The 25125-nt window shown below is 59.1% G+C and carries 17 protein-coding genes and 7 pseudogenes; 19 read left to right on the top strand and 5 right to left on the bottom strand.

Features of this window, described 5'->3' with window-relative positions:
- Window positions 1-75 precede the first annotated feature (75 nt).
- Window positions 76-1008: pseudogene (locus MUBE_RS10920) on the top strand (radical SAM family protein).
- Here MUBE_RS10920 and MUBE_RS10915 read toward each other — a convergent pair.
- Complete coding sequence (locus tag MUBE_RS10915; protein WP_116540536.1) at window positions 986-1207, bottom strand: hypothetical protein; 222 nt, start codon at window positions 1205-1207, stop codon at window positions 986-988. The pseudogene MUBE_RS10920 and the gene MUBE_RS10915 sit on opposite strands and share 23 nt — an antisense overlap.
- A gap of 90 nt (window positions 1208-1297) precedes the next feature.
- On the opposite strand from MUBE_RS10915, the gene aspS reads away from it, so the two are divergent.
- The 5 genes and pseudogenes from aspS to MUBE_RS10870 all read left to right on the top strand — a co-directional run bounded on the left by aspS (window position 1298) and on the right by MUBE_RS10870 (window position 9850).
- Complete coding sequence (gene aspS / locus MUBE_RS10910; RefSeq protein ID WP_116540535.1) at window positions 1298-3079, top strand: aspartate--tRNA ligase; 1782 nt, start codon at window positions 1298-1300, stop codon at window positions 3077-3079.
- 43 nt (window positions 3080-3122) lie between these two features.
- Window positions 3123-3497 (top strand): annotated as a pseudogene (locus tag MUBE_RS10905) (nitroreductase/quinone reductase family protein).
- A 1680-nt stretch (window positions 3498-5177) separates the two neighbouring features.
- Window positions 5178-7801 (top strand): annotated as a pseudogene (locus tag MUBE_RS20430) (circularly permuted type 2 ATP-grasp protein).
- Window positions 7802-8754: pseudogene (locus MUBE_RS20425) on the top strand (transglutaminase family protein).
- 14 nt (window positions 8755-8768) lie between these two features.
- Window positions 8769-9850, top strand: a pseudogene (locus tag MUBE_RS10870) (putative zinc-binding metallopeptidase).
- A gap of 222 nt (window positions 9851-10072) precedes the next feature.
- Here MUBE_RS10870 and MUBE_RS10865 read toward each other — a convergent pair.
- Window positions 10073-10270, bottom strand: a complete 198-nt coding sequence (locus MUBE_RS10865) for a hypothetical protein (protein ID WP_116540531.1) — start codon at window positions 10268-10270, stop codon at window positions 10073-10075.
- Between the two features lie 534 nt (window positions 10271-10804).
- On the opposite strand from MUBE_RS10865, the gene MUBE_RS10860 reads away from it, so the two are divergent.
- Window positions 10805-12160 carry a replication-associated recombination protein A gene (locus MUBE_RS10860; protein ID WP_165849823.1) on the top strand — a complete coding sequence of 452 codons (1356 nt, stop codon included), beginning with the start codon at window positions 10805-10807 and terminating at the stop codon, window positions 12158-12160.
- On the opposite strand, the gene MUBE_RS18205 is transcribed toward MUBE_RS10860, so the two are convergent.
- Window positions 12128-12436 (bottom strand): hypothetical protein, encoded by a 309-nt coding sequence (locus MUBE_RS18205; protein WP_243633006.1) that lies wholly within the window; start codon window positions 12434-12436, stop codon window positions 12128-12130. The two genes, MUBE_RS10860 and MUBE_RS18205, sit on opposite strands and share 33 nt — an antisense overlap.
- A 434-nt stretch (window positions 12437-12870) precedes the next feature.
- A complete protein-coding gene (locus MUBE_RS20420; RefSeq protein WP_133297102.1) occupies window positions 12871-13077 on the bottom strand; it encodes a hypothetical protein in 207 nt (68 codons plus the stop codon).
- Here MUBE_RS20420 and MUBE_RS18200 point away from each other — a divergent pair.
- The 10 genes and pseudogenes from MUBE_RS18200 to aroQ all read left to right on the top strand — a co-directional run bounded on the left by MUBE_RS18200 (window position 13015) and on the right by aroQ (window position 22674).
- A pseudogene (locus tag MUBE_RS18200) lies at window positions 13015-13370 on the top strand (YjbQ family protein). The gene MUBE_RS20420 and the pseudogene MUBE_RS18200 sit on opposite strands and share 63 nt — an antisense overlap.
- Before the next feature lie 152 nt (window positions 13371-13522).
- Entirely contained in the window at window positions 13523-16249 is a 2727-nt protein-coding gene (alaS, locus tag MUBE_RS10845; protein WP_116540530.1) for an alanine--tRNA ligase, read from the top strand.
- Window positions 16250-16747 (top strand): Holliday junction resolvase RuvX, encoded by a 498-nt coding sequence (ruvX, locus tag MUBE_RS10840; protein WP_243633005.1) that lies wholly within the window; start codon window positions 16250-16252, stop codon window positions 16745-16747.
- 40 nt (window positions 16748-16787) lie between these two features.
- Window positions 16788-17993 (top strand): endolytic transglycosylase MltG, encoded by a 1206-nt coding sequence (locus tag MUBE_RS10835; protein ID WP_424399087.1) that lies wholly within the window; start codon window positions 16788-16790, stop codon window positions 17991-17993.
- A gap of 4 nt (window positions 17994-17997) precedes the next feature.
- Window positions 17998-18807, top strand: coding sequence for a shikimate dehydrogenase (locus MUBE_RS10830; protein WP_424399086.1), 810 nt, complete (start codon window positions 17998-18000; stop codon window positions 18805-18807).
- 10 nt (window positions 18808-18817) lie between these two features.
- A pseudogene (locus MUBE_RS20415) lies at window positions 18818-19192 on the top strand (hypothetical protein); the annotation flags it as partial.
- Between the two features lie 133 nt (window positions 19193-19325).
- A complete protein-coding gene (gene aroC / locus MUBE_RS10820; protein ID WP_116540565.1) occupies window positions 19326-20540 on the top strand; it encodes a chorismate synthase in 1215 nt (404 codons plus the stop codon).
- A gap of 15 nt (window positions 20541-20555) precedes the next feature.
- A complete protein-coding gene (locus tag MUBE_RS10815; RefSeq protein ID WP_116540564.1) occupies window positions 20556-21155 on the top strand; it encodes a shikimate kinase in 600 nt (199 codons plus the stop codon).
- A complete protein-coding gene (gene aroB / locus MUBE_RS10810; protein WP_116540525.1) occupies window positions 21152-22237 on the top strand; it encodes a 3-dehydroquinate synthase in 1086 nt (361 codons plus the stop codon). Before MUBE_RS10815 ends, aroB begins: the two co-directional genes overlap by 4 nt.
- On the top strand, window positions 22237-22674 hold the full coding sequence (gene aroQ, locus MUBE_RS10805) for a type II 3-dehydroquinate dehydratase (RefSeq protein ID WP_116540524.1): 438 nt from the start codon (window positions 22237-22239) through the stop codon (window positions 22672-22674). The genes aroB and aroQ overlap by 1 nt, the downstream gene beginning before the upstream one ends.
- Here the strand turns inward: aroQ and MUBE_RS10800 are convergent.
- On the bottom strand, window positions 22671-23330 hold the full coding sequence (locus tag MUBE_RS10800) for a B-4DMT family transporter (RefSeq protein WP_116540523.1): 660 nt from the start codon (window positions 23328-23330) through the stop codon (window positions 22671-22673). The genes aroQ and MUBE_RS10800 overlap by 4 nt on opposite strands.
- A gap of 86 nt (window positions 23331-23416) precedes the next feature.
- Here MUBE_RS10800 and MUBE_RS10795 point away from each other — a divergent pair, with 86 nt between their 5' ends.
- Together MUBE_RS10795 and efp are read left to right on the top strand one after the other, a co-directional pair.
- Window positions 23417-24547 carry an aminopeptidase P family protein gene (locus tag MUBE_RS10795; RefSeq protein WP_116540522.1) on the top strand — a complete coding sequence of 377 codons (1131 nt, stop codon included), beginning with the start codon at window positions 23417-23419 and terminating at the stop codon, window positions 24545-24547.
- Between the two features lie 14 nt (window positions 24548-24561).
- On the top strand, window positions 24562-25125 hold the full coding sequence (efp, locus tag MUBE_RS10790) for an elongation factor P (protein WP_116540521.1): 564 nt from the start codon (window positions 24562-24564) through the stop codon (window positions 25123-25125).

Here is a 25125-nt window from a genome sequence, read left to right as displayed (position 1 = left end):
CAGGGATGAATGAGGTGATAAAGCGCTTTCGGTCGAGACCTTGACGAATTATCGAACAAATGTTCGTCTATGGGCATACGCTGGGCTGATCAGACCGTCGCGGTCAACAGGATGCCCGTCGATGACGGGGACGCTTCCGGGGCTGCAGCGGATTGGCTTCGTCCGAAGTGTCCGCATTCCGCGTTTTGCGGACATCATCTCTCACGAGGTGCTATGTAAATCAGTGCTGAACAAGCTGCCAGACTCGGCCGCGTTGCCGTTTCAATATACTGTTAACAGTTACGATGGCTGCTCGCATGGCTGTCGTTATTGTTTCGAGCTTCTCAGCCGCGAATGTCTGGATTGCAACTGCGGTAACGACTTGGACACCCAAGTGGTGGTGAAGACCAACGTTGCCGATGTTTTTTGCCGTGAGCTGCGGCCACCGTGGTGGTGGCATGAAACGGTCGCCCTGGGTGCCAACACCGATCCTTACCAGGGTGCCGAAAGCCACTATGCCCTGATACCCGGTATAACCAGTGCGTTTGTCGGGTCCGTTACGCCACTGTCAATCTTGACCAAGGCCGCCTTGTTGCGCTGAGACCTGCCGCTCGTCGCCGACGCGGCGCAACAGATCCCGGTGTCGGTGTCTGACGTGGAACTGCATCGTGACGTCGAACCGAGCACACCAACGCCGCAGGCGCGTCTAGGGCTGATCAGCGCGATCTGCGACGTCAGCTTGGACTACCATGTGATAGTGGCACCGAGTCTGGCCGCATCGCACTGACTCCATAGAACACCTCAATCGGCTGCTTGGCCAGATCGCGGCTGCCTGGCACCACCGATGTGACGGTTTTCGGCCTACATCTGCGTGGCTCAATTTCTTGGCTGACCGGTGCGTCTCCCGAGCTTGTCGGCCAATACCGTGAGCTCTACTGGCATGGCCGTGTACAACACTGCGACAATGGTGTTCTCGTCACACAGCCCAGTTGGCCACCCGCGTGCATCATTCGTTTTGGGTGGCTTTGACTGCCAGTACCAGAACATCGACCGGGCTGGTCACTTCGTTGGGATCGATGCCTATCGGACCGGGTACCATGATCCGATTGTTGCCGTCGGGTCGCAATTTGATGCTGTCGCGCGAAGCGTGGCCACATACCAGTACCAAATGCTCGGCCGTATGCAAAAGTGCGGTGACCGTCGTTCCGGCAGCGTCGGGACCGACCAATCTGATTTTGGTTGTGGGGTTGGTGGCGGCATGGTCGAAATTACACCGCTATCTAGACTGGGTAGTCGTTAGTTGTCAAGTACAAAGGAGGTGTTTGTGCTGCGTAGCCACGGTGCTGGCATGGTGCGGAAAAGCGATGCCGGGCAACAGGTGACATTAGCCGGCTGGGTGGCTCGCCGCCGCGATCACGGCAGTATTATCTTTATCGATTTGCGAGATTCTTCGGGCATTGTGCAGGTGGTGTTCCGCGAACCCGGAGTGATGACTCAGGCGCATCGGTTGCGCGCTGAATTCTGTGTCGCGGTCTCCGGTGTAGTCGAGATTCGCCCGGAGGGTAACGCCAACGTCGAGATCTCCACCGGAGAGATTGAGATCAACGCCATCTCGTTGACCGTGCTCGGCGAGAGTGCACCACTGCCGTTCCAGCTCGACGAGCCCGCGAGCGAGGACTTACGGTTGAAGTACCGTTACCTCGATCTGCGTCGTGACGGCCCAGGTGCGGTAATTCGATTGCGTTCCAAGGTGAATGCCGCTGCGCGTGTGGTGCTGGCGCGGTACGACTTCGTCGAGATCGAGACACCGACGATCACTCGCTCGACCCCGGAGGGGGCACGCGACTTCCTTGTGCCGGCCCGGTTGAGGCCAGGTACGTTCTATGCTCTGCCGCAGAGCCCGCAACTATTCAAGCAATTGTTGATGGTGGCCGGGATGGAGCGTTATTATCAGATCGCCCGCTGTTACCGCGACGAGGACTTCCGCGCCGACCGTCAGCCCGAATTCACCCAGCTTGACGTGGAAATGAGCTTTGTTGGTGCTGAGGACATCATCGCGATCTCCGAGGAGATCCTGACCGAGCTGTGGGCGCTTATCGGCTATCAGATTCCGACGCCGATCCCACGGCTCAGCTATGCAGATGCCATGCGACGGTTTGGCTCTGACAAGCCCGACCTACGGTTCGGGCTGGAGCTCGTGGAATGCACAGAGTTCTTCTCCGAAACTACGTTCCGTGTCTTTCAGGCGCCGTATGTCGGTGCGGTGGTAATGCCTGGCGGTGCTGCACAGTCGCGACGTACGCTGGATGGATGGCAGGATTGGGCCAAGCAGCGCGGGCACCGCAGTCTATCCTACGTGCTGGTAGCCGACGACGGCACACTCGGTGGTCCAGTGGCCAAGAACCTCAGCGACGCCGAACGTTCTCGGCTGGCTGCTCACGTGGGTGCCGAACCCAGGGACTGCATTTTCTTCTCAGCGGGTACAGCTAAGTCGTCGCGAGCACTGCTGGGGGCTGCTCGTGGCGAGATCGCCAACAGGCTGGGCCTGATTGACCCCGAGGCGTGGGCATTCGTTTGGGTGGTAGACCCGCCGCTTTTCGAACCCGCCGAAGAGGCCACTAAGGCTGGTGAAATGACAGTGGGCTCTGGAGCGTGGACCGCGGTGCATCACGCTTTCACCTCGCCGAAACCAGAATTCGAGGACAGCATCGAATCCGATCCTGGCGGCGTGCTAGCCGACGCCTACGACATTGTCTGTAACGGTCACGAGATCGGCGGCGGTTCGGTTCGTATTCATCGCCGCGATGTTCAGGAACGGGTGTTTGCGGTGATGGGCCTGGACAAGGCCGAGGTAGCAGAGAAATTCGGATTTCTGTTGGAGGCGTTCACGTTTGGCGCACCTCCGCACGGAGGGATCGCATTCGGCTGGGATCGTATCAATGCCTTGCTGGCCGGGATGGACTCAATCCGTGAGGTGATCGCGTTCCCAAAGACCGGCGGTGGGATTGACCCGCTCACCGATGCGCCGGCACCGATCACCGCCCAACAGCGCGAGGAGTCCGGAATAGACGCTAATCCCAAAGAGGTTAACGAGGCGTGATCGAATTACCGGACGCTGATGCCCTAATGCATTCAACAAAACCATCGTCGACGAATGTCGGGCTAACGGCAGTGAGGTCAGCGGGCAATTTGTCAATTTGAGTTTGCTGCTGCTCATCACGACGGGCGCCAAGTCCGGCCAACGCCGGGCTTCGTCGCTGGCTTATTTCCACATCGACGGCACATTGGGTCCTTCGCCGGTGTCCCGGTCAGTGCAGCCTGGGTTTACAACTTGCGTGCTAGCCCGCCGGCACACATCGGGATCGGGGTGGACGCGTTCGACGTGACAGGGCGCGAACTTCTGTCGCCGGAGTACGACCAGGTCTTCCCGAAAGTTACCGCGGTGGCACTAGGGACTCTCCTACTGCCAGGCCAAGACCAGCCGGGTGATCCCGCTGTTCGAGCTGTGCCAGGTCTAGCGGTGGGTAATCGGGACGAGCTCTTGTGGCTTTGCAAAAGCTCACGTTCTAAACACAATTCGGCGGTTTCACGGCGTAGGGGATCAGATCCTGCGCGTGCATTAACACCCAGCTTATGCCAGCATAGCCCAACCTGACCGTTTGGTGTTGGAGGCGGACAACCTGCTCCCAGAGGTCAACCCCACTGTCACGGATAGGGGGAGGAGAGTACCCCTTCAGGGCTGTGCACTTTTGTAACAGTTTTCATGTTAGATGCCGGGAGTGTAGATGGATTTAACCTGTTGTGCTTGTCGCATCCCTGTGATGCATCGGTCACGACTTGGCATCGTGAGCTCCGGTGGTGCGGACAGTACAAGCGAAAAGCATTGACCACTCCCTGGCAGTTCGTTCGTAATGTTGAGCAGGAGTGGAGGTTGGCATGTCTTTGGTGATCGTAGACCCGACGACGTTGCAGGCAGTCGCTAATGTGTTGAGGCAAGTTGACAAGCAATGAGGTGGTTAGCATCGAGCTTAGGATGGTACCAGTAACGACCAGCGTTTCGTGCCCCAGGTTACGACGTGGTCCCAATAATAAACATGTAGAGCGTTTCTTGGTCGCGCACACAAAAAATTTAGCACGAAGTCAGCACCCGATCCTGGTCAGGGATTCTTGACCAGTTTGCGAGGACAGCTATTTGACCGCTGAGGAGAATGCCAGGTCCTCGTTGTAGGCGATTCCTGCACAAGCTGACGCGACACGAATAGTGGCAGCTGTTACTAGCTAAACGGGGCAAAGCGGTTGTTTGAATTTGAATTTGGTGGACTTTAGTGCGCTAACGTCAGAGGTGAACGCTGAGTTACTGGGTGACGCTGGGGGTGCTAAGTCGTTGTTTCTTGCTTTAAGGTCTTTGGTGTGACCTGTAACGTCAGCTGTGGATAGCGGTGGGCAATATTTACGGGTGCTTAGGGCACTGTCGAGAGCGTGGATGGTCCTACAGCGACGGGAATGGTCAAGGCAGGCACGCGGTGCTTGGTTTGGCTGTTGGATACCACAACTTATGTCGAAGTGACTGAGGCGCAGATCGAGCGTATCGCTGTAACCTACGCTGCGGCGATGGTGCCCACGCAGACCTGCACTGCACTTCCGTGCTGATATTGACTTGCAGATCGCTCAGGATCGGTTCGGAGAAAATTATCCATTGATCGCGGACAAAAAGGCCATGTACCTAGCAATACTAGGAAAATGGCTCTGAGGTAATAAAGACCCATGCCTAAAGAGGTGTCAACTGTGCTGTCGTGGATGATTCTGCGTGCGGATACGCCGCAAAGCATTCTAAGACCAAGCTGGTTAAGATGTCGTTGTGCCGCGTGCAATAGCGGGCAGCAGAATCAGTGTGTATGTGCTGTTCGCCGAATATTATCCGGGCCTGCGTCGAGACTTGCAGAGGGTGATCGATCTTCGGCAGTGTTGATCCGTTGGGCGACTTACGGCAAACCCTACCGATTGTGCGCCAGCTATGGTCCGCTTAGTGTCGCTTGCCGGCCGAGCCCACGCGAGGTATGAGTGTGATGTGATCGACTTTTACCATCTACCGAGCTTGTCTCGTGGAGTAGGTCGGTATCGAAACGCAGGAAGTTGCTTTTTGCCAGGAGATAGCACATTGTCGTCTGATACTTTGTTAGACTTGTCGCTAGCCACGCATCTGGTCGGTCGGTCCCAAGGTTTCTGGCCAGTTGTTGGCTGGTTACTGCCCGGTGTGGGCGCACAAGCCGTTATTTGACGTGCGCGATAGCCAGTTCGGTTTCGTTGAATACGACGAGTGCGTTGACTGCCGCCGGCAACGTCCGGCCGGGCTGGCGCGAGCTGGCCGAAGTCATTGGCGAGCACGGACGTGCTTGCCTGAGCTTGCTGTGCGCAACGGTAAGTGCGTTGGTTGGCAACGATGACATCATCATGTTGCTATCAATCGCAGCGACCTGTCCGGTCGGCACTCCAGCGTGCCTGTATCCTGGAGCCTAGATGCGTTACCGTTCTCGCTTACTTCGTAAGACTGGGCCACGCTGGAATTCGTTGTTGTGCAACACAACAGGTTGCTCGATGTGGTGTTGCTGACCTCTACTGGCTGCGTCACCAGTGGAATGTTGCCGGCTACACTGCTGCTCGGTCACCCTGACTGCGTTCGGGCGGTCAATGCCATCGAAGTACCGGGCCAGCACCAGCTTTTTATGCGCGGCTGCGACATCAGTCGGAACTGGTTCGGGAGCTTTCTGGTCAATGCGGACTGGATGCAGGCACCGTCGGGAGCCGGATGTGCGCTGGCTGACCGTCAGGTCGTCGCGTACGCAGCTCCCGACCGATACGAACGGGTCGGGCTGTGTCCGGCGTAACTGTTTGTGCAGACATTGCGGCTGGCGCTGATTGATGCCGCACCCGAAGCTGCCGAGGATCCGGTGGTCGTGATGGTAACCACTGACATTCACTCCGAGACAGTGTTCGACCAGGTCTACCTGGCATCCGTGTCGGGTTTCCCGCTGGTGGGAAGCGCTGACCTGATGGTGTGCGACGGCAAGCTGTGGGTGCGGTCGCTGGGCACCCTGAAACAGGTCGACGTGGTATTGCGCCGGGTCGACGTTGCCTATACTGATTCACTGGATTTGCGATCCGATTTGAAGCTAGGCGTGGTGAGGTTGGTCGAGGTGCTGTGGCGCAGGGCTGTGGGTCAACACACTGGACAGTGGCGTCCTGGAACATGCGGGGCTCATCCGGTTCCTTCCGAGTCGCCGCTATAGCTGCTTGGTGCAGCCCCACTGCTGCCGACGGCCACGCTGTACCGGACCCCGGTATCGATAGTGAGCTTTCGTACCTGCTGACACACTCTGTCGTTGTTGGCCATCAAGTCGACTGTCGGCGGCGAGGCGATCGTCGGTCCCATGTTGTTGTTGATGCAGCACCAGAAGTTGGCCGTGCGTGTGTTGCATTGAAGCCGGGCCCTGGCAGTGGGTCGGTCAGGAGCTGACACAGTTTTCTTTCGCGCCCACCGAGCCACTACCTGGGCAGGTTGACTGTTGCCGGTGTTGGGATGCGGTTGTTTACTGTCTCCCAACGCAGTAGTTACGCACCGATGACCGGTTGGCCTGGGGTATACTTTATCTCGGGTAACGTTGCGTACAGCCCAGATGCCGTTGCGGTTAAAGATATCTGGGTCAGGCCGCCGACCCGGGCCCGTGCTGAGGTCGCCATTTCATCGGTTGAGTTGACGGCGAAGCCCGGTGGCACTCACTGAATCAGCTCACCACGGGTGCTGTCTGACATGTTTTGAGTCGGACGTTGCGCCAAGCGCGCTGAAGGCATGGCTTGATTACTGGCCGCTATTTGCGAGCGGTACCACAAATTCCATCACCGCGAGGACACCGACGGCAGTGAATGCGTGTCGGTACTGCTTGCAGCACTTGGGCAGGTTACTGGCACCGATACCGCCGGAACCGGTGTGTCAGCGACGCTGTGGTTGTTGACCGCTGACCCAAGGCGTCCAGAATCGCTAGTGTAGTCGGTCGCACGGCTTGGGTTGGCTGCGTTGGCGGTGCGGGATTGTAGTGTCGAAGGGCACCTGGGATGGTGCTCGGCAGTGTCGAGTGGTCACTGGCGTAGCTGTCGACACCGGTCTAGGCGGTGTCTAGGTAGTCCCTCAAGCTAGCTACTCTGGTTAATCATCCATACTCGCCGACAACGCCGAATTGGCCGCGGTGCAGGTCATGATGCTGGCCGGCATGCTGGTGTTGTCTGGGGGTGGTGGTTGAATCGGTGGTGCGTGATGTCGACTGGGCCATGACTGATATCGGCAAACGGATCGAACGCGGGCAGTAGCTGGCTGTGCTGTTGGAGGCCACTTTGCTTAAGGTACGCAGCCGCGCTGCCGAGCGAAGAGCATAGAGTCCATGCTGCTGGCCTGCGAGTCGTTGGTGATCTACATGCGGCGCAACTTCGGCGCAGTCAGCATTGTCACGGTTGCCGAGTTGGTGCTTTTCGAGATGGAGAACCCGCGGTCGCTGGTCTGCCAGCTGGAGTGGCTGCGGGCGTTCTCTGGGACGTCGGGCTCGTTGCGAGCCGAACGGTTGGTCGACGACATCAGTACCCGGCTGCATCGGCTTGATCCGGCAGACCTCGAGGTGGTCACCGCCGATGGGGAGCACACCGAACTGGCCAGGTTGCTGACCGGAATCTACAACGGGCTGCTTGACCTGGCCATCACCATCACCCCCAGTTCTCGCTGCCTAGCGGGATGCAGCCACTGTGGGGCCCAGATCAGCGTCAGGTGATGTTATAGATGAACGCAGTTGACAGCGCGGCGATCTGGCGCTATGCCCCTGCCCGCTATACTGACCACTGCTGTTCTGACGTTGTCGCCAGTTCTCACGGCTGCGGATTTTTTTTACTTCTCGCGATTCACTGAGCCAACGCTGTGTTGGCTATCGGTTGCAGATCGCGCCAAACCCCCGCCGACAGCTCAACTACCCGCGATGGCTACGGAAACGTCAGCTCCTACTTCTACGTCACCAAGCCGCATCGTGCTCTGACCGTCACCAGCGAATCCATCGTCGACGTGTATCCGACCTCGCCCGAACTGTTGACCAGCTGGTCGGCATCTGCACCATGGTAAGCAGCTCGGCTGGCCTGGCCGCGGGGAGTGCTAGCAACTGAATTCACCATTGAATTTTAATCCACCGGAGATAAAAGCACATATAATACACTACGCTCAGTTTCGAGCCGCAGTGTCCATTGATCTGAGGTGATGCGTGACTTCACCACGCGTATCTACATCGATATCGATTGCACCTATCGATCGGGTTCCACGACGATTTCCATCGGAGTCAACGAGGTTCTGCTGGCCCGAGATAAGGGTATGCAAGAATTTTACTTGGCTGGCTATTGTATGCCTGCGGGCCAACGGTCTGACAGCCACCTACATATCCGAGTACTTGGCACCGAACCTCTGTTGGGTAAGGATCGGATGATTTGGTCTCGATGTGACCCATGCCTGGACCTCGGTGTCGATGCTGCAACAGCCCGGCCAGTTCGAGTGGCTGGGACTAGATCTCACTAATGACAAGCTGGTCAATGAGCGATACGTCGTCGTCGGCCGGGGCCGGCGACAACGCGGACGTGCTGCCGTTGCGCGGCATCATTTACACGGACTCCCAGCACAGTGCGATCAACGTTGCTGTTGACGTAGCGCAGTGCGAAGGTAACGTGTTATATGTGTGGTTTACGATTTCCTAAATTGTGGGTAACGCCTGGCGTTCGAGAACTCCGCTGTGTTTGTCTTGCGGCAGCGTGTTAGGGTTTTCGCTGAAGGACATGGTGTTGCTGGTGATTGGCGACGCCGATCACGTCGGTGCCGTTGCTTCCGGCGATTATCAACTGTTTGCCAATCTTCTTCTAGCCGAAAAGAACTGGCTAGTCACCGTCGCCCAACCTGGCGGGCTATGCACGTCATGTGTGTTGACACTAACAATGGCCGTACGATGTGGACATTATTGGTCTGACGGAGTTCACCCGAGCCGAAGCAGCTAAGCGGTGGTTGATCGTGGAGCTCAACGAGCTGAAGCTGCCGGTTTTTGGGCGTAATCAGGATCCCGACTTTGGACTGACGTTTCATCTGTTGTCCAGTGAGCACGAGAAGGTGGTCATCGGGCATGACGGCGGCGTAATCACACTGGATTTGGCCGATGGCAGCGATGTTCACCGCGCGCAGTGACGGGTTGAGATGGACGAGACCTACTGCACCCGGCTCGGGCACTTCCGCCATGAGATCGACGCATTACATAACTTCTACCGGCTGATCGCCAACTCGAGTGTGTCCCTGGAGTACTTCTGTGAACTATCTTGGTGATCTTGGCACCGACTACTCTAAGGTGTTAGACTAACATTACCGTGACGGTGTGCCTGCGTATTGGCAGGAGCATTTCGTGTTTTCGTATTGTGGGCATGCACGCCGCCAAGGATTGGGGGCCGATATATTCGCTCACTACCTGCAGATCCACGACGCCCTGGCATATTTCAGCTTGGTGTGGTTTGGTGCCAGCAACCTTTGAGCGACGAGCATTGTTTCCCAGTGCTTTCCTGCCACATCCACGTGTGGCTACCATTGTTGTGGTCGCTGAGCATAGTCAACCGTTCGGTAGGCCATGACGAGCTAGATCCTTTTGTGTTGCTGCTCAACGTTTTAGACAAGATTCAGTTTACCCACGCCGTCATCGACGAGGTGCCTTCAGTCCAAACGGTAGCATCGAGGTACGTGGCCGGGGTTGGCCCAGCTCGTATGCGGGGTGAGGGTCCAGGTTGGTGTACCGGCTGGTTCAGCGCAACGACCTGACCGCTGGAAAGCTTTCTGTTAGGTGTAGGTCTGAATAAGTGCGGACATCGGGAAGGCGACGAGCAGACCTATCACGCCGAGCGCTTCATCAGCGAGCTCCGCAGTAACCTGCACCAGTCAGGACAGTAGCATGTTGTCGAGGTTGCCACGGATCGTCGAGAAGCTGGTCTTCACAGCATTGGCGGGCGCAAGGGATTGATCGGTCACAAACGTGATAGTGAACTAGCTTACGAACTCGAGAGGCACCGCCGGGATGACGCACGCCAGCGCGAGGATTGCGGTGGCAACGAGCAACAGTGGACCGGTTACCATGACACTGCTTAGATTGCGCGGCTTGATGAACGTCCCGACGGTCACTGGTTTCTTGTCCGCACTATCGAGGCAGCCCGTGGTGATTCCGGTGTGGATGAAGATCCCCATCGCGTATAGTGGACGATCAAGACAACGATCGCGGCGGGAGTCAGCGCCATGTTGATTGGTTCGCCGGTGACATCGTAGTCGCCTATGTTGATGTGGTGCTCGTACTGTTCGAGAGGTCGAAGACCAACGTCACAGCCGCGCCGGCGAATAGTGCCACCGTTACTCGGTAGGCGAGGACTGATTTACGCTAGTGTGCTGGAATGTGTTCTACGATCAGCTGATTCTGTCATCGACATCGAATTGCGGTGTCAACGGGTGGCTCGGCGGTGGTGGATAGCCGGGAAGGCTCTATTCTTCCCGCTCTGTGGGTCGGGTGGGTTAATTGTTTTATAGTCTGGAGCTGGCTAGTTACTTACCGTCCTGATTTGATTTATGGCTTACTGCGCTCAGTACGTGTGCGGGACTTGGCAATCTGGAACTTAGCAGATATGATGGAAATCATACTTTTGATCTTATGAGAGATTTGCTACAGCGCCCGTCGGGAACCTGACTATCAGGGGTTTATCCCCGAACGACGTGTCTGTTCTTCGTGGTATTTCTACTGTCGTGTCCGACAGTTTGTTTGACCTGTTTGAGGCGCCGCAGCCGACCGATCACGCTTCAGAGGCCTCAGTTGGGACCCCGCTGGCGGTGCGGATGCGTCCGGCATCACTGGACGAGCTGGTCGGGCAGGGTCACTTGTTGACTCCTGGGTCGCCGCTGCGTCGTCTCGTCGAAGGTTCGGGTGTGGTGTCGGTCATCCTTTACGGTCCGCCAGGATGCGGTAAGACGACCCTGGCAGCGCTGATTTCGCGGGCGACTGGGTGCCGGTTCGAGGCGCTGTCGGCGTTGTCGGCGGGTGTCAAAGATGTTCGAGCTGTTATCGAGAGTGCGAGAACGGCACTGCTTCGCGGTGAGCGGACTGTGCTGTTCGTCGACGAGGTGCACCGGTTCTCCAAGACCCAGCAGGACGCCCTGCTATCCGCGGTAGAGAACCGGGTAGTTTTGCTGGTTGCCGCAACCACCGAAAACCCGTCGTTTTCCGTGGTGGCGCCGCTGCTGTCTCGATCACTGATTCTGCAGTTGCGGCCATTGACCGCCGACGATATCCGTGCTGTGGTGCAGCGGGCTATCGACGATCCCCGCGGTCTGAGCGGACAGGTCGCAGTGGCGCCCGAAGCTGTTGATCTGTTAGTGCGGTTGGCAGGTGGCGACGCCCGCCGGGTTTTGACCGCGTTGGAGGTGGCTGCTGCAGCCGTCCAAGCCGGTGACGAGTTGACGGTCATGGCCATCGAGCAATCCCTGGACAAAGCTGCGGTGCGCTACGACCCGGACGGCGACCAGCACTATGACGTCGTCAGCGCCTTCATCAAATCGGTGCGTGGCTCCGACGTGGATGCTGCGCTGCACTACCTAGCGCGCATGTTGATCGCCGGAGAGGATCCACGGTTCATCGCGCGCCGGCTGCTGATCTTAGCTAGCGAAGATATCGGTATGGCTGACCCAACCGTGCTTCCGCTTGTGGTCGCCGCTGCGCAGACTGTGCAGCTAATCGGCATGCCCGAAGCCCAGCTGACGCTGGCACATGCCACCATTCATCTGGCCATTGCGCCGAAGTCGAACGCCGTCACAACCGCGCTGGGTGCCGCGATCGACGACATTAAAGCCGGCAAGGTCGGTTTGGTGCCGGCTCATCTGCGCAACGGGCACTATTCTGATATAGCGGCGCTGGACGACGCTAAAGGCTACAAGTATTCCCACGATGACCCCGATGGTGTTATCGCCCAACAGTATCCGCCGGATGAGCTGGTGGGAGTCGACTATTACCGGCCCACCGGCCGCGGCAGTGAACGTGGGATCGCCGATCGATTGGGCTGGCTACGAGCGATCATCCGCGGCCGGCAGAGCTAGCCGTTCGAGTGTGCCGCTGGCCCACACATTCGGCATCAGCCCAGTTCGGGCACCTTGATAGTGTGCGATTGCCAGGTTCAATTCGGCTACGTCGAGTACCTCGGCTCCCAAATCCCGGACTCGCTTGCTGCACCACTTGGTCGCCCGATTGCGGTTGCGTGTCATTGTGTCTACGCTGTCGAATGTCGAACAGGACACCGCACGCCGGGATGCGGGATGGTTGATCACTAGGCTGGCGCTGCAGAGCCCGTCGAGTTTCTCTAGTTTCGGAAGCATCGATGTTCGGTAGAAATCCAGCGATCGGCTGCGCTGGTCCGATACCATTTTGAACTAGGTGGCCCGCACCCATGTACCCTAGTGCAAGCGACAGTCGCGATGTAGTAGAGCAATCTCCTATCTTCGATTCTGTGCATTGCCGTCGAACATTAGTGCAGCCTGATCGGCGAAGAGGTGCTACCCGCGCAGCGCTAAGATGCATCGCCTGGCCGCTCTCTCAAGAGCTGGTGGCGATGCATCTGCCGAACTACCGGTCGACCAACAGTAACAATTCGACACACCTGGCGATCTCCTGCGGTACGCAGCATTATGACATCGCGAACGTGCACAATATTCCCTAATGTCGACCGGCAGGGGTTACGCCTGGATGGTGTTAGAGTGTGCGTGCACGATTAATCTTAATTATTTTATTGGGGCAGCGCTCCGGTGGCGGCCTACCAACTACTTTTCTTTTCTCCAACCTGACAGTGCTTCTTGGTGGGCTTTCTTGAGGGTTGCGCATCGGATTGGCAGGCCGGCAAGCCGCGCCCGTCGGCTGGATTGCGTGCATACCGAGGTGCCGGAGGTAGACACAGCCCATCGCCGCCCATCGCCGCATCGTGGATTTCATCGACGCGGTATGCGGATTCTGTGCGGCTCACAGCGTCGGTCTATGCAACATGTTCGTCTCGCACGCCACGGCGGAGCTGGCGATCGTTGAAACTGGTGTGGGCTCAGACGACGACTTGATCGACATGCTGGAACGGCTATTGCCGCGCGACGGTTGTTACCGGCATACACATGGCTCCGTGAGCCACGGCCCCGACCATAGTTATTGCCGGGGACCTGGTAAAGCGTCGTTCTGATCGATCTCAACCGAGATAACCCGCGGTGGTCGGTGTGGTTGACTTTACGTGGAGGCATAACTGGCGCTACACGGAGCACACGTCGATAACGTCAGACCGGTAATCTGTGCGGTCGAAAGTGTCGTTAGACGGCCTTTCAATTGTCTGGCACATAGGTTTGGAAATCGACTTCAAGCACATTGCCGGGTGCTGTCCCGGCAGAACTACCAGAATTTAAGGGAACTAGGGAAGAAGAGTTAGAGTGCAGACACACGAGATCAGGAAGCGGTTCCTTGATCATTTCGTGAAGGCGGGCCACACCGAGGTGCCTAGTGCGTCGGTGGTCCTCGACGATCCGAATCTGTTATTCGTCAACGCTGGCATGGTCCAGTTCGTGCCATTTTTTCTGGGGCAGCGCACACCACCGTACGCGACGGCCACCAGTATCCAGAAGTGCGTCCGCACTCCCGACATCGATGAGGTGGGTATCACCACTCGGCACAACACCTTCTTTCAGATGGCCGGCAACTTTTCGTTCGGAGACTACTTCAAGCGCCAGGCTATCGAACTGGCCTGGACGTTGCTGACCAACAGTTTTGCTGATGGAGGATATGGTCTTGACCCGGAAAGGCTCTGGGTAACGGCGTATCTTGATGACGACGAAACTGTCGTCCTATGGCAGGAGATCGCCGGGCTGCCACCCGAGCGAATCCAGCGCCGCGGTATGGCCAATAACTATTGGTCGATGGGCATCCCTGGGCCATGCGGTCCCTCCTCAGAGATTTACTACGACCGCGGTCCTGAGTTCGGCCCCGAGGGCGGTCCTATCGTCAACGAGGACCGCTACCTTGAGATTTGGAACCTCGTGTTCATGCAGAACGAGCGTGGCGAGGGCATCACTAAGGAGGACTATGAAATCTGCGGTCCGTTGCCTCGCAAGAACATTGACACTGGCATGGGTGTCGAACGGGTAGCGTTGGTCTTGCAGGACGTGCAGAACGTTTACGAGACCGACCTGCTGCGGCCAGTGATCGACCTAGTGACCACTTGTGCGCTGCACCCGTATAGCCCCGAAAATGAAGAAGCTAACCACGTCGACAACGTTCGTTACCGCATCATCGCTGACCACAGCCGCACCGCCGCAATCCTCATCGGCGACGGCGTCAGTCCCGGCAACGATGGTCGTGGTTATGTGTTGCGTAGGTTGCTGCGCCGGGTGATCTGTTCGGCCAAGCTGCTAGGTATCGATGGCCCTATCATGGGCGACCTGATGGCCACTGTACGCGATTCGATGGGTCCGTCCTATCCCGAGCTGGTTGAAGATTTCGATCGGATCGACTACATGGCCGTCGCCGAGGAAACGGCGTTTAACCGCACCTTGGCCTCAGGTTCGAAGCTGTTTGACGACGTTGCCGGTGCCACTGTGGCGTCGGGCTCCACCGTGGTTGCCGGTTCGGATGCCTTCACCCTGCACGACACCTACGGCTTCCCGATTGAGCTTACTTTGGAGATGGCGGCCGACGCCGGCTTGACCGTGGACGAGAAGGGATTTCACGAGTTGATGCTGCAACAGCGTCAGCTTGCCAAAGCCAACGCTGCCGCCCGCAAGCACGCACACGCCGACCTGACTGCATACCGCGATCTGGTCGACGTTGGTCCAACCGAGTTCACTGGTTTTGACGAATTGACTACTAAGGCAAGAATTCTAGGAATTTTCGTCGATGGCAAACGAGTTCCGGTAGTCGCGCACACCGTCCGCGGCGAAGCCGGCATCGTCAATCGGGTGGAGCTGGTGTTGGACCGCACTCCACTTTATGCCGAGTCGGGTGGTCAGATCGCGGACGTCGGCATTATCAGAGGAACTGGTGCCGGCGAGAACGCCCGGGCGGCGGTAATCGACGTGCAAAAGATCGCTAAAATTCTTTACTTGCAACGTGTTAACATCGAGTTCGGAGAATTCGTCGAGGGCGACACCGTCGTTGTGGCAGTAGATCCGGACTGGCGTCGGGGTGCCACGCAAGGACACTCGGGCACCCACATGGTGCACGCCGCGCTGCGCCAAGTACTGGGGCCCAACGCTGTGCAAGCGGGATCGCTGAATCGGCCGGGCTACTTGCGCTTCGACTTCAATTGGCAGGGTCCACTGACCGACAAGCAACGCACCCACATCGAAGAGGTGACTAACGAGGCCGTGCAAGCGGACTTTGAGGTACATACCTTCACCGAGCAGCTTGACAAAGCCAAGGCGATGGGAGCGATGGCGTTGTTCGGTGAGAGTTACCCCGACGAGGTGCGGGTGGTGGAGATGGGCGGACCGTTCTCGCTGGAGCTGTGCGGTGGCACGCACGTACACAACACAGCGCAGATCGGCCCGGTGACGATCTTGGGCGAATCATCGATCGGCTCCGGAGTGCGCCGGATGGAGGCTTACGTCGGACTGGATTCGTTTCACTACCTGGCCAAGGAGCGTGCACTGATGGCCGGGCTGGCCGCGTCGCTGAAGGTGCCTTCCGAAGAGGTGCCCGCCCGGGTAGCCACGCTAGTGGAGCGGCTGAAGATCGCTGAGAAGGAACTTGAGCGCGCTCGGCAGGCAAACGCCCAGGCGGTGGTGACCAACGCTGCGGCAGGTGCGGAACGGATCGGGAATGTGCGGGTCGTGGCGCAACAGATATCCGGTACAATGACACAGGCCGATCTGCGTTCCCTGGTTGGCGATATCCGCGGCAAGCTAGGAAGTGAGCCGGCGGTGGTCGCGCTGATTGCGGTGACTTCGGACGGGCCGACCTCAACGGTGCCGTACGTGGTCGCCACCAATCCCGCTGCCCAGGATTTGGGAATTCGCGCTAACGATCTGGTCAAACGGCTAGCCATGGTCGTCGACGGGCGTGGTGGTGGTAAAGTCGACCTAGCGCAAGGTTCGGGAAAAGACCCGACTGGCATCGACGCCGCGCTTGATGCGATACGTGCCCAGATAGCGCGGGTTGGTTGAGTGATATCGTCACAGCAAGCCTCTGGGCGGGGACGGCGGCTTGGCATCGATATGGGCAGTGTTCGCATCGGTGTGGCTTCCAGTGATCCGGACGGCATCCTGGCCACCCCGGTGGAGACACTGCGCCGCGACCGTTCCGCCAAGCACCTGCGCCGATTGGTTGAACTCGTAGCTGAACTGCAGGTGGTCGAGGTGATCGTCGGCTTGCCGCGGACGCTGGCCGATCGAACCGGCCCGTCGGCGAAAGACGCGATCGAAATCGCCGAAGCGCTGGCACGCCGTGTTGCTCCGATACCGGTTCGACTCGCCGATGAGCGGTTGACTACCGTCAGCGCGCAGCGAACGCTACGCGCCGCAGGTGTAAGAGCCAAAGACTGGCGGGCGGTGATCGACCAGGTGGCGGCGGTGGTGATCCTGCAAAGTTGGCTAGATCAACGCCGTGCGTCGGCGGTTGCGTCTATAGTTGTATCGGCGGCTGAAGAAGTCATCGATGGCTGATTACCTAGCGCGCCACCGTACCGTGCCTGAGGCGATCGGGATGGGTCGTCACCAGATGAGCAGAAGGGACCGGGGTGGGCGCTATCTGGTAAAACGCGGACATCGTCGGCGGCGCTTCACAGGCAAAGTAGCCTTTGGCTTGCTCGTTGTGGTCGTGGTGGTCGCTGCCTTTGTTGGAGTCAGACTGTGGCACACGCTGTTCAGGTCTGCTGACGATTACATGGGCGCCGGCAAGCACGACATCATGATTCAAATCCATGCTGGTGACTCAACTACCGTGATCGGTGAGACGCTGCACAACCGGGGGGTGGTCGCCTCGGTCCAGGCATTCGTCGACGCTTCGCGCGGTAACGCCGCGATTTCGTCGATCCAGCCGGGCTTCTATCGGATACGCACCGAAATCCCGGCGGCTGCTGCGGCCGCGCGGCTTGCTGATCCGAAGAACCGGGTGGGGAAGCTGGTCATCCCGGAAGGTCGTCAACTTGATGACACCACCGACATGAAGACCGGCAAGGTGAATCCTGGTATATTCTCGCTGATTTCTCATGCCACCTGCGTGGATCTCGACGGCAATAGACATTGCGTCTCGCTGGACGACCTTCGCGCGGCGACGAGCGGAACCTCACCGCCCAAGCTGTCGGTGCCAGCTTGGGCGCTTGAACCGGTGATGGAGTTGGGCAACGATCATCGCAGGATCGAGGGGCTCATCGCGCCGGGAACGTTCAATGTTGATCCGTCGGCCTCAGCCGGGAGTACGATGGCCAATCTGATCAGCGCCAGCGCCGTGGGGTATACGGAATCCGGGTTGGTAGACACCGCGCATTCCCTGGGCTTGTCGCCCTACGACATCCTTGTGGTGGCGTCGCTGGTGCAACAAGAGGCCAGCCCGCAGGACTTCCCGAAGGTAGCGCGTGTCATCTATAACCGTCTTTATGAGCATCGCACGCTGGAATTTGATTCGACCGTGAACTATCCGTTAGACCGCCGCGAGGTGGCTACCAGCGATGCTGATCGTGGCCTGCGAACGCCGTGGAACACCTATGTGTCGCAAGGACTGCCAGCCACCGCGATCTGTTCTCCCGGCATCGACGCGCTACACGCTGCCGAGTATCCTGAGCCAGGTGACTGGCTGTATTTCGTCACTATTGATGCCCAGGGGACGACGCTGTTTACTAGGGACTATCAGCAGCATTTGGCCAATATCGAACTCGCGAAACACAATGGTGTCCTCGACAGCACGCGTTAATACGATGCCCCGAAAAGCTGGCATTCTCGGTTCGAGAATCGAGCATTCCCGTTCTCCGTGCCTGCATCGGGCCGCTTACTGTGCACTGGGCTTGCAGGACTGGACGTATGAACGGATCGAATGCGGCGCCGACGAGTTCCCGGTTGTCGTCGGTGGGTTGGAGTTGCAGTGGGTCGGCGTCTCAGTGACCATGCCGGGCAAATTTGCCGCGTTGCGGTTCGCCGATGAGCACACTGCACGTGCCGGCCTAGTTGGATCAGCTAACACACTGCTGCGGACCCCGCGCGGCTGGCGGGCCGACAACACCGATATCGACGGCGTGATAGGGGCGCTGGCGGCGATCGGGCCGTTAGCGGGGCGTGCTCTGGTGTGTGGGTCGGGTGGCACTGCCCCGGCGGCTGTGGTGGGGTTGGCCGAACTCGGCGTCACCGATATCACCGTTGTGGCACGCAATCCGGACAAAGCGGCTCGGTTGGTCGATCTCGGGGCGCAGGTCGGTGTGGCAACCCGATTTTGCGGTCTGGACAGCGGTGGCTTAGCCGATGCGGTGGCAGCCGCCGAAGTTCTGGTTAGCACTATCCCGGCCTACGCGGCTGCGCAGTATGCCACTACCTTCGCAAGGATCCCGGTGCTGCTAGATGCTATCTATGATCCGTGGCCCACGCCACTGGCCGCGTCGGTGGCCGAGGCAGGCGGTCGAGTGATCAGTGGTTTGCAAATGTTGCTGCATCAGGCGTTCGCGCAGGTGGAGCAATTCACTGGTATGCCTGCACCGCGAGAGGCGATGGCTTGCGCTTTGGCGGCTCTCCATTAGCGTGCCGCGTATGCGAGTTGGAGTCGCGTGTGTTGCTGGTCTAGCCGGCGGTACTGAGCTGTTTATGACATCGCCGAACAACCGGTTACCGAACGTCTTGACGTTACTCGGAGGGGGTGTGATTCTGTTGATCGGCGTCAGCGTCGGCCGCGGAGGGTCCGTGCTGGCCGGTGCGGCAGCATTGACTGGGGGTGTATCTTGATGGCGCTGGCAGCGATAGAGGTCGGTAGATGTCAAGTTGGCGATCGGGCTGGGCGGACTAACTGGCTGTTTTGGCGTCGAAGTGTGGTTTCTGGTAACGCTGGATGTGGCCGCTCGGTTTTTAGGTGCCGCCAGGGTTTTGTTGTGTGGTCCCTCGATGTGTTTGGCTGCCGTAGGCGCTGTGAGCCGGCTTTCGTGTGACCTCACTGTTGAAATCCACGCCAGCACGGAAAGTGCGAGAGAACCATACGTTGGTGCCGGTTTCGATGAAAGCGCGCATTTTGGGCGGATCCAAAACGGCATGGGAGGATAGTCAAGTGCTGCGCTGGATCACCGCAGGGGAGTCGCATGGCCGTGCGTTGGTGGCCGTTGTCGAGGGCATGGTTGCCGGCGTGGAAGTCACCTCTACCGCCATCGCTGATCAGCTGGCGCGTCGCCGGCTCGGCTACGGTCGCGGTGCGCGGATGGCATTCGAGCGTGACGCGGTGACGGTGCTGTCCGGGGTACGCCACGGCATCACTATGGGGGGGCCGATAGCCATCGAGATCGGCAACACCGAGTGGCCGAAGTGGGAATCGGTGATGGCAGCTGATCCGGTCGACCCCGCGGAATTGGCAGATTCTGCGCGCAACGCCCCGCTCACCCGGCCACGTCCTGGCCATGCGGACTATGCGGGTATGCTCAAGTACGGTTTCGACGATGCCAGACCGGTGTTGGAACGGGCTAGCGCCCGGGAGACCGCCGCCCGCGTTGCGGCGGGAACGGTCGCGCGGCATTTCTTGCGTCAAGCGTTGGGGGTCGAAGTGCTCTCGCACGTTATCTCGATCGGTGCGTCGGTACCCTACTATGGGCCACCACCAGGCCCAGGAGACCTCACCGCGATCGACGCCAGCCCGGTGCGCGCATTTGATGGGCAGGTTGAAAAATCCATGCTTGCTGAGATCGAGGCGGCCAAGAAAGACGGCGATACTCTCGGCGGAGTGGTGGAAGCTGTGGTGCTGGGCCTACCAGTCGGGCTGGGATCCTTCACCAGCGGTGACGACCGGCTCGACAGTCAGCTGGCCGCAGCGGTGATGGGAATTCAGGCGATCAAGGGTATTGAGATCGGCGACGGTTTCGAGACTGCGCGTCGCCGCGGCAGCCGTGCCCACGACGAGATGTATCCTGGCCCTGACGGTTTCGTCCGCTCCACTAATCGAGCAGGCGGAGTTGAGGGTGGTATGACCAATGGTCAGCCGCTGCGGGTGCGCGCAGCAATGAAGCCGATCTCCACTGTGCCACGGGCGCTGGCCACCGTCGATTTGGCAACTGGTGCGGAAGCTGTCGCAATCCACCAGCGCTCGGATGTGTGTGCGGCGCCGGCCGCCGGGGTTGTTGTCGAGGCCATGGTTGCGCTGGTGCTGGCCCGCGCAGCGTTGCAAAAGTTCGGCGGTGACTCACTGAGCGAAATCCGTCGCAACCTGGAGGCGTACCAGCGCGTGGTTGTCGACCGGGAAACGCCAGCTGCGCAGACCCCGGCGAGCCGGGGATAGGCGGGTATGGGCGCGATGGCACCCAAGGCGGTACTTGTGGGCTTGCCGGGATCCGGCAAGTCCACCATTGGGCGGCGGCTGTCCAAAGCACTGGGGGTGAGTTTTCTCGATACTGATGCGGTTATTGAGCAGCAGACAGGTCACAGCATCGCCGACATCTTTGCCGCCGATGGGGAAGAGGAGTTCCGTCGTATTGAAGAGGGTGTGGTGCGGGCGGCGTTAGCTGAGCATGACGGTGTGGTGTCGCTTGGCAGTGGTGCTGTCACTAGCCCTGGGGTGTGTGCGGCGCTCGCCGGTCACACCGTTATTTATCTGGAAATCAATGCCGAAGAGGGTGTGCGCCGCACCGGCGGCAGCGCCGCACGGCCGTTATTAACCGGGCCCGACCGGGCGGAAAAATTCCGGGCGTTGACGGTCAAACGGACTCCCTTGTATCGGCGAGTTGCGACCATCCGGGTTGACACCACCAGCCGCAATCCGGGTGCGGTAGTCCGCTACATCGTGGCGCGGTTGCAGGCCAAACTGGTCACTCCTGCTTTTCGTGGTAATCGTAAGCGCGGCGAAGCCGAGTGCGGTGGGGCGTCGCTCAGCAAATTTAATCGGGTCACCAAATGACAAGTATCGACGCACCGGTCACCGTACAGGTGGCCGTTGACCCGCCATACCCAGTGGTAATCGGCACTGGGCTGTCTGACCAGTTGGATGAACTGCTCGCTAACCGGCATCGTGTCGCGATACTACATCAACCGGTACTGATCCAAACCGCGGAGGCGATCCGAAGACACTTGGTCGGCAAGGGCATCGACGCGCACCGCATCGAACTACCCGACGCCGAGGCCGGCAAGGATCTTCCTGTCGTGGGCTTCATCTGGGAAGTATTGGGCCGCATCGGACTTGGACGTAAAGATGCACTGGTCAGCCTTGGTGGCGGCGCCGCTACCGATGTCGTTGGTTTCGCGGCGGCTACTTGGCTACGCGGCGTCTCGATTGTGCATGTGCCCACTACGTTGCTCGGCATGGTCGATGCAGCCGTCGGGGGCAAGACCGGTATCAACACTGAGGCCGGCAAGAACCTAGTCGGCGCTTTTCATCAGCCGCTCGCCGTGTTGGCTGACTTAGCTACTCTGGAAACGTTGTCGCGCGAAGAAATCGCGTCTGGGATGGCCGAAGTGGTCAAGGCCGGATTCATTGCCGACCCAGTTATCCTTGACCTCATTGAAGCTGATCCGCAGGCTGCCTTGGATCCGGTGAGTAATGTGTTGCCGGAGTTGATCCGGCGGGCTGTTGTCGTCAAGGCGAATATCGTTTCCTCCGACGAGAAGGAATCGGAGCTGCGTGAAGTCCTGAACTATGGACACACTTTGGCACACGCGATTGAGCGCCGGGAGCGCTATGAATGGCGTCATGGTGCGGCCGTGTCGGTGGGTTTGGTGTTCGCCGCGGAGCTGGCCCGACTTGTGGGCCGTCTCGACGATACTACGGCGCAGCGACACCGCACCATCCTGGCTTCGCTTGGCTTGCCGATCAGTTATGACGCTGACGCGTTGCCGCAGCTGCTGGAATATATGGCTGGGGACAAGAAAACCCGGGCCGGCGTACTTCGATTCGTAGTCCTCGATGGGCTGGCTAAGCCGGGGCGGTTAGTGGGGCCGGATCCCAGGCTATTAGTGATGGCCTATGCGGGACTGAGTGCCTGATGACGATCGTAAACGTCATTAACGGCCCGAACCTGGGTCGGCTGGGCCTGCGTGAACCTGATGTGTACGGCAGCATCACTCACGACCAGCTGGTGGTTCTGATCGAGCGTAAGTCCGCCGAGCTTGGGATTAAAACTGTTGTGCGGCAAAGCGATAGTGAGTATCAGCTATTGGAGTGGATTCATCTGGCCGCTGATGCCGGGGAACCGGTGATCCTCAACGCCGGCGGATTGACGCACACGTCAGTGGCGCTGCGCGACGCGTGCACTGAACTTAGTGCCCCGCTGATCGAGGTACACATCTCCAATGTGCATGCCCGTGAGGAGTTTCGGCGCCATTCCTATCTCAGCTCGGTCTCGACAGGAGTAATCGTCGGTCTGGGAGTCCAGGGCTATCTGCTTGCTTTGCGTTATCTGGCGGAGACGTTTGGGAGTTAGTCTTTCTTCGGGATATCGCGCGGCGCGGTAGCGTCAGCGTCGTCTTTGGTACGGATCACTTCGGTGGGTGTGTCGTCCTGCTCGCCAGTACTGGATGTCTCGCGTTCGGCCGTGACAACCGCTGCGCCCTGTTCTTCAGGATGCGCCTCGGCGAGCTCTCCAGTTGGCGCGGGCAGCGGTGAAGATGTCAGTGTCAGCCTGGTCCTGTTTGGATCTACCGTGCTCGAGGCTTGGAGGCTACTGCGGTCAACGCGCCAACGCCCGAACGCCACACCGATGATCCCAGACAGAAAAACAATGAGGGCGGTAAACGACGCGAACGTTGTCAGCTCGTTGATCAACCCTCCGGTGTAGATGCCGTTGTGCAACAGCGAAATGAGCCAAGCGACCGCGCCGCTGGAGATCCCCGCTAGTATGCCAGTTAGCAGCCAGGTCATTGCCAGATCCTGGCGTCGGTCCGGATCTAGGCTCGCGGTGGCGTCGGCGTGGCCGTCGCGCACCGCCCACACGATCACCGCGATGATGAACACGGCCAGCAACACCACGCTGATTAATTCGGACTGTGCTTGACACGCGTTGATCATCGTCCCCTGAACCAAGCGGATGACGACCATCAAGGCGGCGAACACCGACCCGCGCAGCATCCAGTTACCCATGGGGTCTCAGCCTAGCTTGGTGACGATTCAGAGCGAAGCGATGAGGAGGAGCCGAGCAATTCAATCCAGCGAGTAGCGTCACAGCTGTGACACATTCCCAGCGCCGAGACAATCTCAAATCACAAATGGCTGCCACCAGGCTAGACGCAATGTTGGTTACAGATCTGATTAATGTGCGTTACCTGTCTGGTTTCACTGGGTCGAACGGCGCTTTGCTGGTGTTCGCCGACGAACGTGCCGCCGTGTTGGCCACCGACGGCCGCTACCGAACTCAGGCCGCACAGCAAGCATCTGGGCTCGAGGTTGTCATCGAGCGGTCTTGCGGACGCTATTTGGCTGGCCGAGCAGCTGACGACGGTGTGCACAGACTGGGCTTTGAAAGCCATGTGGTCACGGTCGACAGCCTGGACGTGTTAACCGGCGAGCTCGAGGGTCGCCACACCGAGTTGGTGCGCGCCTCCGGAGCCGTGGAGACGCTGCGCGAAGTCAAGGACGTTGGCGAGCTTGCGTTACTGCGGCTGGCCTGCGAGGCGGCCGACGCCGCACTGGCCGAGCTAGTGGCGCGTGGCGGCGTGCGTCCTGGCCGTACCGAACGTGAAGTGGGCCGCGAGCTGGAGAGGTTGATGCTCGACCACGGTGCTGACGCGCTGTCGTTCGAGACGATTGTGGCCGCTGGGCCGAATTCGGCGATTCCACACCATCGGCCGACTGACGCGGTACTGACGGCAGGCGATTTCGTTAAGATTGACTTTGGTGCGCTGGTCGCTGGGTATCACTCCGACATGACCCGCACCTTCGTGCTGGGACCGGCCGCTGACTGGCAGCTGGAAATCTATCAGTTGGTTGCTGATGCACAGCGTGCCGGTCGGGAGGCGTTACGACCGGGTGCCAAGCTGTGCGACGTGGACGCCGCGGCACGCAAATTGATAGTCGACGCGGGCTACGGTCAGCAGTTCAGCCATGGTTTAGGCCACGGTGTGGGACTGGAAATCCACGAAGCACCAGGTATCGGCGCCACTTCTGTAGGTACACTACTTGAGAGCTCCGTCGTGACGATAGAGCCTGGCGTCTACCTGTCCGGCCGCGGCGGTGTGCGTATCGAAGACACACTAGTGGTGGCCGCTAAGGCAATGTCAGAGACGCCGATAACGTCTAGACTCACCGGGCTCACGCCGGAATTGTTGACCCGGTTTCCCAAAGAACTAGCCATCCTGTAGGAGACTCATCGACCGTGGCGACTACTGCTGACTTCAAGAACGGGCTTGTGCTGGCGATCGATGGACAGCTTTGGACAATCATTGAGTTCCAGCACGTCAAACCTGGTAAGGGCCCGGCCTTCGTGCGCACCAAGCTCAAAAACGTCCTTTCTGGCAAGGTCGTCGACAAGACGTATAACGCTGGGGTGAGAGTGGATACGGCCACCGTCGACCGGCGCGACACGACCTACCTGTACCGCGACGGTGCCGACTTTGTGTTCATGGATAGCCAGGACTATGAGCAGTATTCACTGCCGGAGTCCCTGGTTGGCGAAGCGACACGGTTTCTGCTGGAGGGGATGCCGGTACAGGTGGCATTTCACAACGGTGTGCCGCTATACATCGAGCTGCCGGTGACCGTTGAACTAAAGGTAACTAACACCGAGCCAGGACTGCAGGGCGATCGGTCCAGTGCGGGCACCAAGCCGGCCACTTTGGAGACCGGCGCCCAGATCAATGTGCCGTTGTTCATCAACACCGGTGACAAGCTCAAGGTGGATTCGCGCGATGGCAGCTATCTCGGACGCGCGAACGCCTGA

Source organism: Mycobacterium uberis, assembly GCF_003408705.1.
GTDB lineage: Bacteria > Actinomycetota > Actinomycetes > Mycobacteriales > Mycobacteriaceae > Mycobacterium > Mycobacterium uberis.
This window is presented reverse-complemented; position numbering and strand designations above follow the sequence as displayed.